Genomic DNA, 17239 nt, shown 5'->3' on the forward strand with positions numbered 1-17239 from the left:
GCGCACCGAACGCCTGGCAAGTGAACCCGGACCACAGGTCGGCCGGACGGCGGGGTGGCTGCCGCTACGGGCGAACCTCGTAGACCAGGTTGAACGGGGTCTCCGCGGCCCGACGGAAGCGGGTGAACCCCGCCTCGGCGGTGACCCGACGGATCGCGGCCTCGCCCGCCTGCGCCCCGAGGGCGTACCCGCCGCCCTGCGACATCGCGTTCGGCACGCACAGCAGGGTGGAGAAGGAGTAGTACACGCGCCCGACCGGGTTGAGGTTGTCGCTCACCTCGTCGCCCGCGGCCGGCTCGACGACCAGCCACGTGCCGTCCGGCGCCAGCGCCTGGCGGACGTGCCGGGCCGCCCCTACCGGGTCGCCCATGTCGTGCAGGCAGTCGAAGCTCGCCACGAGGTCGTAGCCCGTCCCGCCGAAGGTCTGCGCGGACGCCACCTCGAAGCCCACGCGGTCGGCGACACCGGCCTCGGCGGCGTGCTTTCGCGCCGCCTCGACGGAGCCGGCGTGGTAGTCCGAGCCGTTGAACGTCGAGCTCGGGTACGCCTGCGCGAGGAGCACGGTCGACGCGCCGTGGCCGCACCCGATGTCGGCCACCCGCGCCCCGGCCTGCAGCTTGGCCTCGACCCCGTCCAGCGCCGGGATCCACGCCGGCACCAGGTTGGCCAGGTAGCCCGGGCGGAAGAACCGCTCGCAGCCGATGAACACGTCGGTGTCGTGCTCGTGCCAGCCCATCCCGGTGCCGGTGCGGAAGGACTCCCCGATCCGGTCCTCCGCCTTGAGCGCGCCGAGCGCGAGCTGGAAGGCGCCGGGCAGGAACACCGGGCCGTCGGGATCGGTGAGCGCGAACGCCTGCTCCTCGGTGAGGGAGTACGTCGCGCCGTCGTAGACGACGTACCCGCCGGCCGCCTGGCCGCGCAGCCACTCGGTGACGTACCGCTCGTTGGTCCCGGTCCGCTTGGCCAGCTCCTCGGGCGTCGCCGGCCCCTGAGCGAGCGCACGGTAGAGGCCCAACCGGTCACCGATGACGACCGAACCGGCGGACACCGTCGCGCCGAGGTCCCCGACGAACCGGCCGAGGAACTCCATCAACTTGCCTTCGTCGACTGCCATGAGCTTCTCCTCGCCTCTGCCTGTCGCTGACGGACTGTCAGGAGGAGGCTGATCGGCGTCGTTGCACGAGCGTTGCAGTGCGACTGCAACCCCCGCCGCAACGCTGGGCGGAGCCACCCGAGGAGGTGTCCCATGCGCGCACGGCCGCCCGACCGAAGCGGGACCTTCACCGCCGAGGACGGGGTCAGCATCGGCTACGAGGTGTTCGAGCCCGCCGGCCGCGACGCCGCCCGGCGCAACGTGGTCTTCCTGCCGACCGACCCGATCGTGCACTCCCGGGTGTGGAAGGCCCAGGTCCCCTACGTCTCCCGGCATGCGCGCGTGCTCACCATCGACCCCCGGGGCAACGGACGGTCGGGGCGCCCCGCGGACCCGGCCGCGTACAGCGACGAGCGCTACGTCGCCGACACCGTCGCGGTGATGGACCACGTCGGAATCGAACGCGCCTTGCTCGTCGGGATCTGCTCGAGCGCCTGGTGGACCTTCCTCCTCGCGGCTCGGCACCCGGAACGGGCATCGGGCGTCTTCACGGTGGCGAGCTGGGTGCCGTACCTGGCCGACCCGATCCCCGAGCGCGCGTTGCACCCCTGGGACGTCGAGCTGGACACCGACGAGGGGTGGGCCAAGGACAACAAGTACTACTGGCAGCGTGACTTCGACGGCTACCTGCAGTACTTCTTCGACACCATCGCCTCCGACCCGCACTCGACCAAGATCGTCGAGGACTGCCTGTCCTGGGGCCGACAGACCGACGCGGCTGCGCTGACCGCGGAGCAGGAGGCGCCGCTGTCGGTGTCGAGCCCCGAGGAGGTACGGGCCGTCCTGCGAGCGGTGTCGTGCCCCGTGCTCACCGTGCACGGGGAGGCCGACACCTGCCAGACGATTGAACACAGCGAGCGCGCGGCAGCGCTCTCGGGCGGCCGGTACGTGGCGCTGCCCGGGGCCGGCCACCTGCCGATGGCGCGCTACCCCGTTGTGGTCAACCACCTCCTCGTGGACTTCCTCGACGAGGTCGACCCCCCGCCGGCGCGACCCGCACCGGCCTGGCGTCCGTCGATGGGCCGGCCGCGCCGGGTGCTCTTCCTGTCCTCGCCCATCGGGCTGGGACACTCGCGCCGCGACATCGCGATCGCCGAGCAGCTGCGCGACCTGAGGCCCGGCGTTGAGGTCGAATGGCTCACCCAGGATCCGGTCGCGAGGATGCTCCGTGAGTCCGGGGAGCGGCTCCACCCCGCGTCCGCCTGGCTCGCGAACGAGTCCGCGCACATGGAGTCCGAGTGCGGGGAGCACTCCCTCGACGCCTTCCAAGCGATCCGGAGCATGGACGAGATCCTCGTCAACAACTTCATGGTCTTCGACGAGCTGACCCGCTCCGAGCCCTATGACCTGGTCATCGCCGACGAGTCGTGGGAGGTCGACCACTTCCTGCACGAGAACCCCGAGCTGAAGCGCCAGCCGTTCGCCTGGCTCACCGACTTCGTCGGCTGGGTGCCCTTCCCGGAGCACGGGCCGGAGGACGCGCGCCTCACCCGCGACTACAACGCCGAGATGGTCGAGCACGTCGAGAGATACCCGCGGCTGCGTGACCGCGCGGTCTTCGTGGGCGACCCCGAAGACTGCCTCCCGGACAGTCTCGGCGAGGGCCTGCCCGGCATCCGCGAGTGGACCGAGCAGCACTTCGACTTCGCCGGTCACGTGACCGGCTTCGAGCCCGTGCCGGCCCGTGACGTCGAGGGCGTGCGTGCCGACCTCGGCTACCTGCCCGGCGAGCAGGTGTGCATCGTCTCCGTGGGCGGGTCGGGAGTGGGCCTGGGCCTGCTGCGTCTCGTCGCGTCGTGCTATCCCATTGCCGCGCAACAGGTCCCAGGTCTGCGCATGGTCGTGGTGGCCGGCCCGCGGATCGACCCGGACGCCGTCGGCGCGCCTCCCGGAGTCGAGGTCCGCGGATACGTCCCCGGACTCTGGCGCCACCTCGCGGTCTGCGACCTCGCGGTCGTTCAGGGCGGTCTCACGACGACGATGGAGCTCGTTGCGAACCGTCGCCCCTTCCTGTACGTGCCGCTGCGCGACCACTTCGAGCAGCAGTTCCACGTCACGCACCGGCTGCGACGCCATCGCGCGGGCCGTCGTACCGACATCGAGGAGCTGCGTGATCCGGAGCTGTTCGCGAAGACGCTGGCCGACGAGATCGGACGCGAGGTGGACTACCTCGACGTCCCCTCGGACGGCGCTCGGCGGGCAGCCGCCCGGCTCGCCGACCTGTTCTGAGGTCGCGGGGCGAGCTCGGCCACGAGGGCGTAGACGCCGGAGGCCTCCATCAAGGCTCGCCAGCCCGCGTCCTCGGCCGGCCCGACCACGGAGGTCAGGACCTCGCGAGCCCGTCCGTCGTCGCCGGCCGCCCGCCACGCGCGGGCGAGGGCGAGGTAGGCCTCCAGGCCGTGGACCCAGGCGCAGCCTGGCGCAAAAGTCGCAGAGCGCAGCATGTCGTCGGCGGCTGCGAGCGGCTCCACATCGCCGGTGAGCTCCGCCAGCGGGGCGAGGCAGCGCAGCCGGTAGCTCTCGGCGCTGCCGCTCTCGGCGGCAGCCAGACCCCGACGCAGCAGGAGGAGGGCCTCGTCACGCGCCGCGTCGCCCGAGCGAGCCAGCACGTTCGCCGCCTGCATCGCGCACGCCGTCGACTGGAACCACGTGTGCGTCGTCGAGGGAACGTCGAGGGAGCGCCGGCCCTGGGCGACGGCGTCGTCGAGGTCGCCCCTCAGGCGCGCGATCCACCCGAGATGGGCGAGGTACCAGCTCTCGTGGCCGATCCGTCCGCTGCGCCGCGAGATCGCCAGCGCCTCCTCGACCAGCGATCGCGCCTGGTCCCACCCGCCCCGCGCCAGCGGCACCATGGCCCGCTCGAAGACCGTCCACTGCAGCAGGTGCAGGTTCCCGGCCCGGCGCAGCAAGACCTCGAGCTCGTCGGTGAGTGCGGTCAGCTCGGCGATGCGGCCGGTGTAGGCATAGACGGTCTTGAGCCCGTCGAGACCCAGCGCGAGCGCCCGCGTGTCACCGGACGCCCGCCCCGCCGCGACCGCCCGCCGGCCCAGGTCGAGTGCCTCGGCGAAGCGCAGCCGGTTGCTCGCGAGGACGGCGGATCGCGCCAACAGACCGGCCTCGACCGTGGTCTCGCCGAGGCGCGCCGCCAGCTCGAGCGCCGCCTGCAGATGCGTGGCCCCAGCGTCGAGGCCGAGCCCCATGCCGACCGCGGCGTCGCCGGCGAGCTCGCGATGTGCGTGCATCTGCCCGTGCTCGAGCCCCTCACGTTCCGCGAGCTCGAGGGCGACCCGGAAGTCGGCCATGGCCTGCGGATAGGAGCCGACGGTCTCGCGTACCCGGCCACGGTCGAGATAGCCGCGCAGCTGCAGCTGGGGATCGCCGGCCTCGACGGCGGCCGCGATGCCCTGGTCGAGCAGCCGCTCGGCATCCGGCAGCACGAAGCGGCGGCTGGCCTGGTCAGCGGCATCGAGCCAGTACGTCGCTGCGCGTGCCCACTGTCCGGCCGCCGCGGCGTGGGGCGCGGCCCGCTCGGGCTGGTCGGCGAGCAGCTCAGCCGCGCGCCGGTGGTAGGTGTGCCGGGTCGGCTCCGGCGTGGTGGCGTACAGCACCTCGTGGACGAGGTCGTTGACGAACTCATATGTCCGCCCGGACGCGACCGTGAGGCGCGCAGCCACCAGGGCCTCGCACCGACGCGCGGCGACGGGCTCGCCCAGCTCGAGCAGTCCGGCCACAGTCTCGGGCTCGAAGGACGCGCCGAGGACCGCGGCGGCGCGGGCCAGCTCCTCGACCTCCGGCCCGGCTCTCGCCACGCGCCGGGTCACGGCGTCGCTCAGGGTCGAGGGGATGCCCTCCTGTCCCTCCCGGAGCGCGCGCAGGGTCTCCACGACGAACAGCGAGTGGCCCCCGGTCCGCGCCATGATCGATCCCGCCAGCTGGCGCTGCCCGGCCGACGCCGCCAGCGCCTCCACCGCGGCCGGCGACAGCGGGCCGACGTCGAGACGTTCCGCCAGCTCGCCGAGGCGGGACACCGCCTCGTGGCCCTCCTCGGTTCGAAGGGTCGCCACCACGAGCAGCGGTGCCGATCCCGCGCGGCGGACGAGCAGGTGGACGCCGTCCAGGGTGGACAGGCCGGCCACCTGGAGGTCGTCGAGCAGCAGCAGGACGGGTGCGCGGCTGGCCAGGCGACGGACCACGCTGGCCACGGCCTCGAAGGCGAGCCGGCGTTCGGTCTCCGGCGTCGCGACCTCCCGGGGCATCGGCCCGAGGACGTCCGCGACCTCGGGCACGAGCAGCGCGAGCGTGGCTGCGCGGTCGCCGGCGATCTCCCGGAGGGCTGCCGGGCTGGAGCGCAGGATCGCCGGGCGCAGCGCGTCGACGAGCGGCTGGAGCAGCAGGGAGCTCTCGGTCTCGTAGCAGCGGGCCTGCAGCACGCTGCCGCCGGTCGCGCGAACCATGGCCACGAGCTCACCCGCCAACCGGGTCTTGCCGATCCCCGCCTCGCCGCACAGCAGCAGCAGCCCCGGCTCGCCAGCCACCGCTCTCCCCCACCGCTCGCGCAGCCGGGCCAGCTCCTCCTCGCGTCCGGCGATGACCTGGCTCGGCAGCCCGGCGAGGCGAGCCGAGGCGGCCTGCGACGTCGGCGCCGGGACGGGGACCCTAACCCGGTCGAGTGCGGGCGGTTCCGCCTCCGGGGGGCGTTCGGCGAGGACGTCCTGGAAGACCTGGCGGGTCTCCGGTGCCGGGTCGGTCCCGAGCTCCTCGGCGAGAACGTGGCGCAGCCGCTCGTACGCGGCCAGGCCGCGGGCCGGCTCCCCCGCCGCCGACGACGCGCGCATCAGCAACCGTACGGCGACCTCGTCGAAGGGGTCCGCCGCGCACGACTCCTCGGCCAGCCGGACGGCGAGCTGTGGGTCGTCCACCGCCAGGGCGGCAACGGCGCCGGCGTGCCGCGCCTCGCCGGCGAGCCGATGTACCTCTGCGCGCAGCGCGTCGATCCAGTCGGCCGCCGGCTCACCGACGAGGGCCTCGCCGTCGAGGAGACCGAGCGCGGAGGTCGCCGAGGAGAGGGCCAGCGCCGGCTCCGTGGCCAGGCACGACCCGGCCGCGCGCACCAGCGCATGTGCCTCGCGCACGTCGACCGAGACATCGCCGAGGCGCCAACCCGTACGGTCGCCGAGGATCGCGCCGGCCCCCAGGGCGCCGCGCAGCCTGCTGACGAGGGTCGCGACGTTGTCCGCGGGCTCCTGCGGGGCGTCGCCGGACCAGAGGCGCTCCGCGAGCCAGTCCGCGTCGTGCGGGACCGTCGGGTCCGCCGCCAGGAGGGCGAGCAGCGTGCGCGCCTTGCGCGACCCCACGTCCCGATCCGCGAGCGGAGCGCCCCCGCACAGGACGGTCAGCCTCCCGACCAGGCGGACTTCGGTCGGCGACGCCGGCGCGGCCATCCCTCCTTGCTAGCCGACCGGTCGGCCCGCCACAAGCCCCCGCACGCTGGACCAGGGTCCAGCGTGCGGGGGCGAGCTCAGCCGGAGGTCGCGGGCTGCGGGCTGATCGTGGCGACCCGTGCGTGGTAGTGCTCCTCGTGGCCCTCGACGTGGACGTGCGGGAGACGTCGCTCCAGCCAGGCCGGCAGCCACCAGTTGCGCGAACCCAGCAGGTGCATGACCGCGGGGACGAGCAGCAGGCGCACGACGGTCGCGTCGATGAAGATGGCCGACGCCATCCCGATGCCGATCACCTTGAGGAACACCTGCGGGCTCGGGATGAAGGCCGCGAACACCGCGACCATGATGGCTGCCGCGGCCGTGATGACGCGCGCGGTCGATGCCAGGCCGGACACCACCGCGGTCGCGTTGTCGTGCGTGCGCAGCCAGGCCTCTCGCATGCGGGCGATGAGGAACACCTCGTAATCCATCGACAGGCCGAAGAGCACTGCGAACATGAGCACCGGGATGAACGCGGGCAGCGGGGTCCGCGTGTCGATCCCGAAGATCCGACCGAACCAGCCCCCCTGCAGGACGAAGGCGACGACGCCGTAGGCGGCGGCGACCGAGAGCAGGTTCATGACCGCGGCCTTCACCGCGATCGCGACGCTGCGGAACGAGACGAGCAGCAGCACCATCGAGAGGAGCACCACGCCCGCGATGAGCAGCGGGATGCGCTTGGCGATGTTCGCGGTCGAGTCGATGGAGGCCGCCGTGACGCCACCGACGTGCACGGTCGTCCCGGTTCCGGCCGTGGCCTGCGGGATCACCTCGTCGCGCAGGTGGTGCACGAGGGTCTCCGTGGCTTTGGCCTGCGGACCGGTCTTGGGCACCACGCTGACGATCGCGGTGTCCTTCGCCTCGTTGACCTGGATCGGCGAGACGCTGGCCACGTTCGGTGTCGCCTCGACCGCGGTGACGACCTCCTGCACCGCGGCGGTGGACCCGCCGGACGGGAGCTCGGCCACCAGCAGCAGCGGGCCGTTGGCGCCCGGCCCGAACGCCGCGGCGACCGTGTCGTACGCCGTCCGCGTCGAGGTCCCGGACACATCGTTGCCGGCGTCGGGGAAGCCGAAGCGGACTCCGAGGAACGGCGAGGCCAGCAGGAGCAGGACGGCGGTGCCGGTGACGACCCCGAGCACCCGGTGGCGCTGCACGAAGCGGCTCCAGCGCAGCCAGCCGGCCGACGGGCCCTTCGCCTCGGGGTCGGCCACGTCCGCGGCGGCGCGGGCGCGGCGGGGCATCGGGATGCGCAGCCGGTCGATGCGCTTGCCGAAGAAGCCGAGCAGGGCCGGGAACAGCGTCATGGCGGAGGCCATCACGGCCAGCACCGCGACGATGGTGACCAGCGCCGCGCCCCGCATGAAGGACAGGCCCATCGCGAAGAGACCGAGCATCGAGATGACCACGGTGCTGCCGGCGAGCATCACGGAGCGGCCGGCTGTGTCGAGGGTGGCGACGGTGGCGTCCTCGGGCTCCAGCCCGTGCGAGCGCCACTCGCGGAAGCGGGTGACCATGAGCATCGCGTAGTCGATGCCGACGCCCAGGCCCATCATCGTCGCGAGGGAGGTGGACCAGTCCGGCACCGGCAGGAGGGCGGCGACGACGCCGGTGAGCATCGAGGCGACCGCCAGCCCGGCCAGGGCCACGATCACCGGGAGCCCGGCGGCGACGACGCTGCCGAACATGACCAGGAGGATGATGATCGCGGCGATCAGGCCGATGCCCTCCGACCCGATCTTGCCCTGCTCGGCCTGCTCGATCGTCTGGCCGCCCAGCGACACGTGCAGGCCGTCGGTCGAGGCCGCCTGGGCCATCGACAGCAGTTGCTTGCTGTTGGCGACCGGCTGGTCGATCGGGTTGACGACGTCGAGGTGCAGCTGGGTCAGCGCGGTACGCCCGTCGGCAGAGATCGACCCGGGCTCGGTGAACGGGTTACCGGCGTTGGCGACGTTGCCCACCGTGGCCATCTGCGCGAGCAACCGCTCGACCCGGGCCTTCGTGGCCGGGTCGGTCACCGGCCCGGCACTGCGGACCACGACGTTCACCGTGTCGCCGGAGGCGGCCGGGAAGCGCTCCTTGAGCAGGTTCTGGGCGATGGTGGAGTCGGCGCCGGGTGCGGAGTAGTCCGCCTTGAACTGGCCCGAGAACGCCGCCGACAGCCCGGCGGCGACGACGAGCGCGACCACCCAGACGAGCAGGGTGCGGACCCGGTGCCGGTAGGCGACGCGGGCGAGGCGCCCGAGCGGGCCCGGCGCTGGGATCTCCGAGCCGGTGGTGCCGGCCGCGGTGGTGGTCAGGGTGGCCATGGGTGCTCCTGCGTGGCTGAAGGCGCGTCAGATGCGTTACGATTCATAACGAACACTACCGGACGTCACTTGTCAAGCGTGATTCATGAACGTTAAGGGGCTTTACGATGTCGGCCATGGGACAGGCGTCACCAGTGTCGCGGCGGGAACGGGTCCGCGCCTCCACGCTGGCGGAGATCAAGAGCTGCGCGCTCGAGCTGATGCGCGAGCGGGGCACGACCCAGGTGCACTTCTCCGACATCGCCCGCGCCATGGGGATGAGCGCACCCGCGCTCTACCGCTACTTCGCCGACCGCGACGACCTGCTCACGGCCCTGATCCGCGACGCCTTCAACGACCTGGCCGACACCGTGGCCAAGGCGGTCGCGCCGATCGACCCGGACGACGACTGGGCGCGACTGCGTGCCGGGATGCAGGCGTACCGGGCCTGGGCGCTGGCCCAGCCGGAACGCTTCGCGCTCATCTTCGGGCTGCCCATCCCCGGCTTCGCCGTCGATGAGGAGTCGGGCACGACGGAGGCGGCCAAGGGCGCCATGGACGTCCTGATGTCCCTCGTCGAGGCGGCGTACGACGCGGGGCGGCTCGCTCCGTCGGCCATCACGCACCTGGTCCCCCAGATGGAGGAGATCATGGCCGAGGAGCGGCCCGAGGGGCGACCGGAGCTCCCGCTCGCGTCGTGCCAGGGCACCCTCCACGCCTGGATGACCATGCACGGCTTCGTGAGCCTCGAGTCCGGCTGCCACCTCGCGATGTGGCCGGAGGAGGCGCGCGACCGGCTGTTCGAGGCCCAGACCGAGCTGGCCGCTCGGGCGATCGGGATCACGGTGCCCGCGCCTTGACCGAGGACACCCGCGACCTCGCCGTCGCGATCCGGGGGCTGTACAAACACTTCGGCCAGGTACCGGCCGTCAACGGCGTGGACCTGGACGTCCGCCGGGGCAGCTTCTTCGGGCTCGTCGGGCCCAACGGCGCCGGGAAGACCACCACCCTCGCAATGGTCACCGGCCTGCTCCGCCCGGACGCGGGCGTGGCCTGGGTGGCTGGGTTCTATGTCTGGTCCGACCCGGTGGAGGCCAAGCGCCGGATGGGGATCCTCCCCGAGGGACTCCGACTCTTCGACCGCCTGTCCGGCCGCGAGCTGCTCCTCTTCAGTGGCGCACTGCGCGGTATGGATCCGGACGAGGTGGCGACGCGCGCCGACGAGCTGCTCGACGTCTTCGAGCTGCGCGAGGCCAGTGGCCAGCTGGTGGCCGACTACAGCACCGGCATGCGCAAGAAGATCGGGCTCGCAGTCGCCCTGCTCCACAACCCCCCGGTGCTCTTCCTGGACGAGCCGTTCGAGGCTGTGGACCCGATCTCGGCGCGCACCATTCGCGAGGTCCTCGCCGCGTTCACGGCCCGCGGCGGCACGGTCGTGTTCTCCAGCCACGTCATGGAGCTCGTCGAGCGGCTCTGCGACGAGGTGGCGGTGATGATCGCCGGGCGGATCGTGGCTGCCGGACCTCTCGGTGAGCTCACCGCCGGACGGTCCCTCGACGAGGTGTTCATCGGCCTCGCCGGTCGCACCGGGGACCGCCGTTCCGCCTTGACCTGGCTGGACGGCGGGTGACCCGGGAGGCCGAATCGCTGCCCACGGTGGCAGTGCGACTGCGCCTCGCCTTGCTCCGCGGGGCGCTTCGACCCGGCCCGGGCTCCGATGGACGCACCATCGGGTTCCTGCTCGGCGCGATCGCCGGTGCCGTGCTGTCGGTCGGCGCTCTGCTCGTCCTGACCGGCCTGCGCGGAGACCCCGCGCACGCTGAAGACGCGGCCACGGTGCTCTTCACTGCACTGTTCCTCGGGTGGGTCATCCTTCCGGTCCTGACCTTCGGCAGCGACGACCTGCTCGACCCGAGCCGGCTGGTCCTGCTGCCGCTGACCGGGCGAGAGCTCATGACCGTCCTCGGGATCGGGGGCCTCGTCGGGGTCGCACCGCTCGTCACCGGGATCGCGACCTTGGGGCTGGTGACGGGTACGGCCCATGGCCCGACCTCCGCACTCGTCGCGCTCACCTCGGCGGCACTCGAAGTGGTGATGTGCGTCGTCGCGAGCCGGGCGAGCGCGACGGCGTTGTCCCGAGTGCTGCGATCACGCCGAGGGCGCGACCTCGGCGTAGCCCTCGCGGCGCTCGTGGCGGTGTCGGTGCAGCTGGTCAATCCGGTCCTCCTGAAGACCGAGGAGCGCGGAGGCAACGCGCTCCACAGCGTCGCGTCACCCTTGCGCTGGACCCCGCCGGGCCTGCTCGCCCGGGCACCTGGGCTGCCGCTCGCACCGGCGCTGCTCTCGATGGCGGCCGTGGCCGCCTTCATCGTGGCTCTGCTCTGGTGGTGGGAACGCAACCTGAGGGCGTCCTCGGTACGGCCCGACCGCAGCACCGGATCGCGGCGTCGGCGGGCAGTCTTGGCGCCTCGGCTCGTCGCGCGGGTGCTCCCCCCGGGCCGCACGGGCGCGGTTACCGCGAAGGACTTGCGCTACCTCGGCCGCGACCCGCGGCGAGCAGTGGCTTTCGCCACGTCGGTCCTGCTCCCCACCGTCGTGGTCTTCGTGTCCCCGATGAGCTTGGGGGAGCGTCCGCCGGCGGCGGGCGTGTTCCTCGTCTGCGGCGTCGCGATGCTGATCGGGTTGAGCGGCATGAACCGCTTCGGCGCGGACGGCAGCGCCACCTGGCTGGTCCTCGCCACGCAGACCCATGACAGCGACCAGAAGCGCGACCTCCTGGGCGGCGACGTGGCGACCGTGCTCGCGGGAATCCCGCTGCTCGTGCTCGTCGGGGCGGTCACGTCCGCGATCGCGGGGAGCGTCCGCGACCTGCCCGCCGCGCTGGGCGTGTCGGTCTGCCTGCTGCTCATCGTCGTCGGAGGCTCAGGTCTGGTCGCCGTGCTCGCACCGTTCCCGGTCCCGCGGACCGGCAACGCCTTCAGCACAGGGGCCGCCGGTCAGGGCTGCCTGACCTCGATCTACAGCCTCCTCTGCATGGCCGGGGCCGCGGTCGCGACCCTGCCTCTCGGCCTGCTCGTGGTTCCGTCCTTCTTCGTCCCCGCGCTCGGCTACGTGCTGCTGCTCGTAGGTCCGGCCTACGGTTGGGTTGTCGGTGGACTGGCGCGTCGCGCCGCCGTGAAGAGGTGGGAGTCCCGAGCCCCCGAGATCCTTCAGCTGCTGGCCACCGACCGGACGTGAGGGGCGAGCCCGCCCGTCAGCCTCCCTAGACTCAGGGTCATGGAGTATCGCCAGCTGGGCCGGTCCGGACTGCGGGTGTCGACGATCACCCTGGGCACCATGGGTTTCGGTGGGACGGGGTGGGCGAGCGTCGTCGGCCAGATCGACGTCGACGGCGCCCGCCGGCAGATCGAGCTAGCCCGCGACGCGGGCGTCAACCTGTTCGACACCGCGGACATCTACTCCGCGGGACTGTCCGAGGAGATCCTCGGCGAGGCCCTGGGCAAGGACCGGGACGAGGTCCTCATCGCCACGAAGGTGCGGATGCCGATGGGGCCGGGCCCGAACGACGCAGGGCTCTCCCGGCACCACATCGTGCGCGCGGCGGAGGCGAGCCTGCGCCGGCTCGGCACCGACCACATCGACCTCTACCAGGTGCACGAGTGGGACGGGCAGACGCCGCTCGAGGAGACCCTGAGCGCCCTGGACGACCTCGTCCGCTCCGGCAAGGTCCGCTACGTCGGCGCGTCCAACTACTGCGGTTGGCAGCTGATGAAGGCGCTGGCCGTCTCGGACCGTGCCGGCCTCGAGCGCTTCGTCAGCCAGCAGATCTACTACTCCCTGCAGTCGCGCGACGCCGAGCACGAGCTCATCCCCCTCGGCCTCGACCAGGGGCTGGGAACCCTCGTCTGGAGCCCCCTCGCCGGAGGTCTGCTGAGCGGCAAGTACCGACGCGGCGCGCAACCGCCCGCAGGCAGCCGGCACCTCACCGCCTGGGACGAGCCGCCGGTGCACGACGAGGACCGGCTGTACGACACGGTGGAGACCCTCCTGGAGATCGCCGAGTCCCACGGCGCCAGCGCGGCGCAGGTCGCCCTGGCCTACCTGATCGCCAAGCCCGGAGTGACGTCGGTCGTCGTGGGCGCCCGCACCGAGGACCAGCTCGCCGACAACCTCGCGGCAGCGAGCCTCGAGCTCAGCCCGGACGAGCGCTCGCTCCTGGACAGCGTGAGCGCGCAGCCGCTGCCGTACCCGCACTGGCACCAGGAGAAGACGGCTGCTGACCGGCTCGGTCCCGCCGATCGCTGGCTGGTGGACCGACGCGACCGCTGAGCCGTCGGCCGGTCCCCTCAGTCCGTCAGCCGGCCGGACAGCGCGGCCGCGAGCATCCGGCGAACCAGTGGGGCCAACAGCGGGGCGAAGGTCGCTGACATGTGGCCTCGGTTGCGCCAGCGCAGGATCCCGGTTCGGGTCACCGGCCGGCAGCGGGTCGACGTGCAGAACGCGGCGCTGAAGTCAGCCGTGCCCACGGTCGCCAGGCCGCGCGCGACGTCGCGCTCGGCTCGCCAGACCGGGTTGGGGACGGCACGCGAGTACGCCGTGCCGCAGGCGCGGTTGTCCCCGCCGGTGGCGAGCAGGCAGCGCCCGCTGTCGGTCGCGAGCTCGGGGGTGTCGCGTAGCACGACGATACGGTCAGCGGAAGGGCCGAGGGCGGCGACGGTCCGGCGTACCCCGGCTGCCCACTCGTGCGCGACGGCGGCACTGCCCCGGATCGCGACGTGGGTGCGTCGGTCGACGAGGGCCGCGTGCGCCGACCCGGTGACCACGAGGACATCGATGCGCGGGAGTCGCTTCAGGAGGGCGTAGACGTTGCGCCGCCAGGCGTCGCACGCCCGACCATGGGAGCCGATCCGTACCGACACCACAGGCCCGGGGCACGCCGACTTCGTCGCGTACACGAGGCGCACGTGCAGGGCGCGGGTGGCTCGCTCGAAGGCCGGGAACCACTGCGCCGCGTGCGAGTCCCCGACGAGGACCACGGTCCGCTTGGCGGAGGTGTCGCCGAAGACGCACAGGTGGGCGCGGCTCGCGCTGATCGAGCGCACGTGGCAGCCGTCGCGGTACACGACGGGGCTGTCCGACGACGCCCGCGACACCGCCGGCCGGACCTTCGAGAGGGACACGCGTATCGGGTCCCTGGCCGGGTCGGGTACGCCCGCTGGCAGGCTGGCGCTCCCCGACCGGACCGGGCGGAGCTGGTCAGCGGCCGACGCGGTGGGCACGGCCGACAGCACGACCGCGACCGGGATCAGGGCGAGGACGAGCCGGCGCACCCGGGTACCGAACCAGCGCCGTCTCAGAGCTTCGTCAGCTCCGGTCACAGGCGCAGCCCGGCCATCCCGCCGTCCACCCCGAGGACGGTGCCCGTCGTGGATGCGGCCGCCGGTGACGCGAGGTAGGCGATGGCGGCGGCGACCTCCTCGGCGGTGACCAGCCGCCCCATCGGCTGTCGTCGGCGAAGCGCCTCCGCGGTGGCCGCCGGGTCCTCGGCGGCTTGCAGCAGCCGTGAGACCCACGGGGTGTCCGCGGTCCCCGGGGCGACCGCGTTCACCCGGATGCCCTCGCCGACGTGGTCGGCGGCCATGGCGAGCGTGAGCGCCGCCACGGCACCCTTGCTCGCCGAGTAGAGCGCGCGCTGCCTGACTCCGACGAAGGCGACGACGGAGCAGGTGTTCACCACTGCAGCGTGCGGCGAGCGACGCAGGTGCGGAAGCGCCGCGCGCGTCACGCGGGCGATCCCGACGACGTTGACGTCGAGCACGCGGGCCCACTCCTCGTCGTCGTTGTGCCCGACGTCCCCCGTCGCCCCGATCCCCGCGTTGTTGACGAGGACGTCGATCCCGCCGAGGCGTTCGGCCGCCTCGGTCACCGCCCGGTCCACCGAGGCGGAGTCGGTGACGTCGCACTCGAGGGCGAGGATCGCGCTGTCGACGGCGTCGACCGCGACGTCGAGGGCGGCGACCCGGGCGCCGCGGCCGGCGAGCATCCGCACCGTGGCGGCGCCGATGCCGCTGTTGCCCCCGGTCACCAGAGCGACCAGGCCGTCGAAGTCCGTCACCGGCTGTCTCCTCCCACCGCGCGTCGGCTCACAGCCGGGGGTCCACGTGGATCTTCGGCCCCTGCCCGGCTCCAGCCGGGCGCTCGCCGGCGAGCACTGCCGCGGTGTCGGCGAGCGGGACCGTCGCGGCGACCAGGGCCCGCGGGTCCACCGCGCCCGCGGCGTACTGCTCGATGGTCCCGGCGAGGCCGGGGGAGGCGGAGAGGACGCCGACCGCGGTCACGTCCTTCAACGCGAGGACGCGCGTGTCCACGAGGCTGGGCGTCCCGGCGAGGCCGACGTACACGACGCGCCGGCCGGGCTCGACGAGCTCCAGCGCCCGCGCCGGCAGCATCGCCGCGTTCGAGGCGTCGATCACTGCATCCCACGCCAGACCGGGCAGATCGGGCTCGGCCCACACACCGTCGAAGCCCAGCGAACGCGCGAAGTCCAGCGAACGTTGCGAGCGGCCCATGAGGTGGACCTCCGCACCGGCCGCCCGTGCAAACTCCGCGCACAGCAGGCCGATCGTTCCCGCCCCGAGCACGAGCAGCCGCCGGCCGGGCCCGACATCGGCCCCGCGCACGGAGCGAAGGGCGTTGCCGCCGGGCTCGACGAGCGCCCCGAGCACGTCATCGACGCTGTCAGGGAGGGCGTGCAGCGAGGTGACGGGCACCGCGAGCCGCTCCGCCAGCGCACCCGGCCGGCCGCCACGGATCCCGACCTCGTCCCGGTACTCGCACACGTGCTGCAGGCCGCTCGCGCACCGCCGGCAGGTGCCGCACCCGAGCATGGTGTCGCCGGTGACACGGCGGCCCAGCCACGAGGGGTCCACGTGCTCGCCGACCTCGACGACGGTGCCCATCCACTCGTGACCGAGCCGGATGGGGAACTGGGCGTGGCCCTCGTGCAGGTACTGCATCTCGCCGGTGAAGAACTCGACGTCGGTGCCGCACACCCCGACCCGTCCGACCTCGACGACCACCTCGCCCGGGACGGCTCTCGGGGCCTCGACCTCACGGACCTCGGCGGCATAGGGCGCCGTGACCACGAAGGCGCGCATCGTGCTCATCCGCCGGGACTCGAGCACTCAGGCATGCAGCACCGCCGCTCCGCCGAAGCGCCCGTGCGCCAGGTCCGCGAGCGCGCGCGGCGCGTCGCTCATGCCGTACGCCACCGTGGTGGTCCGGATCCGGAAGCGCTCCGCCAGGCTGAGGAACTCCTCCCCGTCGTGGCGGGTGTTCGCGGTGACGCTGCGCAGCCTGCGCTCCTGGAACAGGTGCGTGTCGTAGGTCAGGGCGGGGATGTCCGACAGCCAGATCCCGGCCACCGCGAGCGTGGCGCCCCGATCCAGCGCGGCCAGCGCCACCGGAACCAGGTCGCCGGCCGGGGCGAAGAGGATGGCTGCGTCGAGCTTCTCCGGCGGGCTGTCCGTCGCGGCGCCCACGGAGTCCACGCCCAGAGCGGTCGCGAGTGCGCGGTTGTGCTCGCCGCGTGTCAGCACGTGCACCCGCATCCCCAGGTGCAGCGCGACCTGAGCGGTGAGGTGGGCGCTGCCACCGAACCCGTAGATCCCGAGCCGCCCTCCCGGCGGGATCTCGGTGCAGCGAAGGGCCCGATAGCCGATGATGCCGGCGCACAGCAGCGGGGCTGCGTGCTCGTCGTCGAGTCCGCTCGGCAGGCGATAGGCGTACGCCTCGTCGACGATGCAGAGGTCCGCGTAACCGCCGTCGATGTCCCAGCCGGTGAACCGCGGGTCGAGGCAGAGGTTCTCGGCACCCTGCCGGCAGTATCGACATGACCCGTCCGTGCGGCCCAGCCAGGGGACGCCCACCCGCTCACCGAGGGCGAAGCGGGTCGCTTCGGGCCCGACGGCGTCAACCACCCCGACCACCTCGTGGCCCGGCGTGACCTCGGGCCGGCGCGGCGCCAGGTCCCCCTCCGCGAGGTGCAGGTCCGTACGGCAGACCCCGCAGCAGCGGACGCGGACCCGGACCTGACCGGTGCCCGGCTCCGGCACCTCCCGCTCGACCCGGCGCAGCGGCCCCGAATCGATCGGACGGGGTGAGTCCACGACCCAGGCCAGCATGCCGTTCACAGGTCTACCTTGCCGGGCCGACGCCGGCTCTGGCGAGCGAACCTCACCGGGACGTCAGACGCTGCTCGGTGGCCCGCCGCAGTGCCAACGCGACCGCGGGGCGGCTCATGGTCAAAGACCGGAACC

The 17239-nt window shown here is 73.0% G+C and carries 12 protein-coding genes; 5 read left to right on the plus strand and 7 right to left on the minus strand.

Annotation, left to right across the window (positions count from 1 at the left end; genetic code table 11):
- Window positions 1–64: 64 nt before the first annotated feature.
- Window positions 65–1114, minus strand: coding sequence for a class I SAM-dependent methyltransferase (locus VMI11_00895; protein ID HTY70963.1), 1050 nt, complete (start codon window positions 1112–1114; stop codon window positions 65–67).
- Between the two features lie 132 nt (window positions 1115–1246).
- Here VMI11_00895 and VMI11_00900 point away from each other — a divergent pair, with 132 nt between their 5' ends.
- Window positions 1247–3382 (plus strand): alpha/beta fold hydrolase, encoded by a 2136-nt coding sequence (locus VMI11_00900; GenBank protein ID HTY70964.1) that lies wholly within the window; start codon window positions 1247–1249, stop codon window positions 3380–3382.
- On the opposite strand, the gene VMI11_00905 is transcribed toward VMI11_00900, so the two are convergent.
- Entirely contained in the window at window positions 3319–6507 is a 3189-nt protein-coding gene (locus VMI11_00905) for a BTAD domain-containing putative transcriptional regulator (GenBank protein ID HTY70965.1), read from the minus strand. The two genes, VMI11_00900 and VMI11_00905, sit on opposite strands and share 64 nt — an antisense overlap.
- A 164-nt stretch (window positions 6508–6671) precedes the next feature.
- Entirely contained in the window at window positions 6672–8942 is a 2271-nt protein-coding gene (locus VMI11_00910; protein ID HTY70966.1) for an MMPL family transporter, read from the minus strand.
- A 116-nt stretch (window positions 8943–9058) separates the two neighbouring features.
- On the opposite strand from VMI11_00910, the gene VMI11_00915 reads away from it, so the two are divergent.
- From VMI11_00915 to VMI11_00930, 4 genes are read left to right on the plus strand one after another with little or no spacing between them, the layout of a single operon-like run.
- Window positions 9059–9781 (plus strand): TetR/AcrR family transcriptional regulator, encoded by a 723-nt coding sequence (locus tag VMI11_00915; GenBank protein ID HTY70967.1) that lies wholly within the window; start codon window positions 9059–9061, stop codon window positions 9779–9781.
- Window positions 9778–10551, plus strand: coding sequence for an ABC transporter ATP-binding protein (locus VMI11_00920; GenBank protein ID HTY70968.1), 774 nt, complete (start codon window positions 9778–9780; stop codon window positions 10549–10551). The genes VMI11_00915 and VMI11_00920 overlap by 4 nt, the downstream gene beginning before the upstream one ends.
- Window positions 10548–12158 carry a hypothetical protein gene (locus tag VMI11_00925; GenBank protein ID HTY70969.1) on the plus strand — a complete coding sequence of 537 codons (1611 nt, stop codon included), beginning with the start codon at window positions 10548–10550 and terminating at the stop codon, window positions 12156–12158. The genes VMI11_00920 and VMI11_00925 overlap by 4 nt, the downstream gene beginning before the upstream one ends.
- Window positions 12159–12197: 39 nt before the next feature.
- Window positions 12198–13250: an aldo/keto reductase gene (locus VMI11_00930; GenBank protein ID HTY70970.1), complete on the plus strand. Its 1053-nt coding sequence runs from the start codon at window positions 12198–12200 to the stop codon at window positions 13248–13250.
- A gap of 17 nt (window positions 13251–13267) precedes the next feature.
- Here VMI11_00930 and VMI11_00935 read toward each other — a convergent pair whose 3' ends face one another.
- The 4 genes from VMI11_00935 to VMI11_00950 are packed head-to-tail and all read right to left on the minus strand — an operon-like array spanning window position 13268 to window position 17104.
- Window positions 13268–14251: an SGNH hydrolase domain-containing protein gene (locus VMI11_00935; GenBank protein ID HTY70971.1), complete on the minus strand. Its 984-nt coding sequence runs from the start codon at window positions 14249–14251 to the stop codon at window positions 13268–13270.
- 44 nt (window positions 14252–14295) lie between these two features.
- Window positions 14296–15036 (minus strand): SDR family oxidoreductase, encoded by a 741-nt coding sequence (locus VMI11_00940; protein ID HTY70972.1) that lies wholly within the window; start codon window positions 15034–15036, stop codon window positions 14296–14298.
- 28 nt (window positions 15037–15064) lie between these two features.
- Window positions 15065–16078, minus strand: a complete 1014-nt coding sequence (locus VMI11_00945; protein HTY70973.1) for an alcohol dehydrogenase catalytic domain-containing protein — start codon at window positions 16076–16078, stop codon at window positions 15065–15067.
- 27 nt (window positions 16079–16105) lie between these two features.
- Window positions 16106–17104, minus strand: a complete 999-nt coding sequence (locus VMI11_00950) for a zinc-dependent alcohol dehydrogenase family protein (protein HTY70974.1) — start codon at window positions 17102–17104, stop codon at window positions 16106–16108.
- Between the last annotated feature and the right edge of the window lie 135 nt (window positions 17105–17239).

It is taken from the genome of Actinomycetes bacterium, assembly GCA_035506535.1.
Classification (GTDB): Bacteria; Actinomycetota; Actinomycetes; order DATJPE01; family DATJPE01; genus DATJPE01.

Bases quoted from the DNA above. Each gene is read 5' to 3' on its own strand.
- VMI11_00895 (HTY70963.1), bottom strand. From the start codon at position 1,114: ATGGCAGTCGACGAAGGCAAGTTGATGGAGTTCCTCGGCCGGTTCGTC.
- VMI11_00900 (HTY70964.1), top strand. From the start codon at position 1,247: ATGCGCGCACGGCCGCCCGACCGAAGCGGGACCTTCACCGCCGAGGAC.
- VMI11_00910 (HTY70966.1), bottom strand. From the start codon at position 8,942: ATGGCCACCCTGACCACCACCGCGGCCGGCACCACCGGCTCGGAGATC.
- VMI11_00915 (HTY70967.1), top strand. From the start codon at position 9,059: ATGGGACAGGCGTCACCAGTGTCGCGGCGGGAACGGGTCCGCGCCTCC.
- VMI11_00930 (HTY70970.1), top strand. From the start codon at position 12,198: ATGGAGTATCGCCAGCTGGGCCGGTCCGGACTGCGGGTGTCGACGATC.
- VMI11_00945 (HTY70973.1), bottom strand. From the start codon at position 16,078: ATGCGCGCCTTCGTGGTCACGGCGCCCTATGCCGCCGAGGTCCGTGAG.
- VMI11_00950 (HTY70974.1), bottom strand. From the start codon at position 17,104: ATGCTGGCCTGGGTCGTGGACTCACCCCGTCCGATCGATTCGGGGCCG.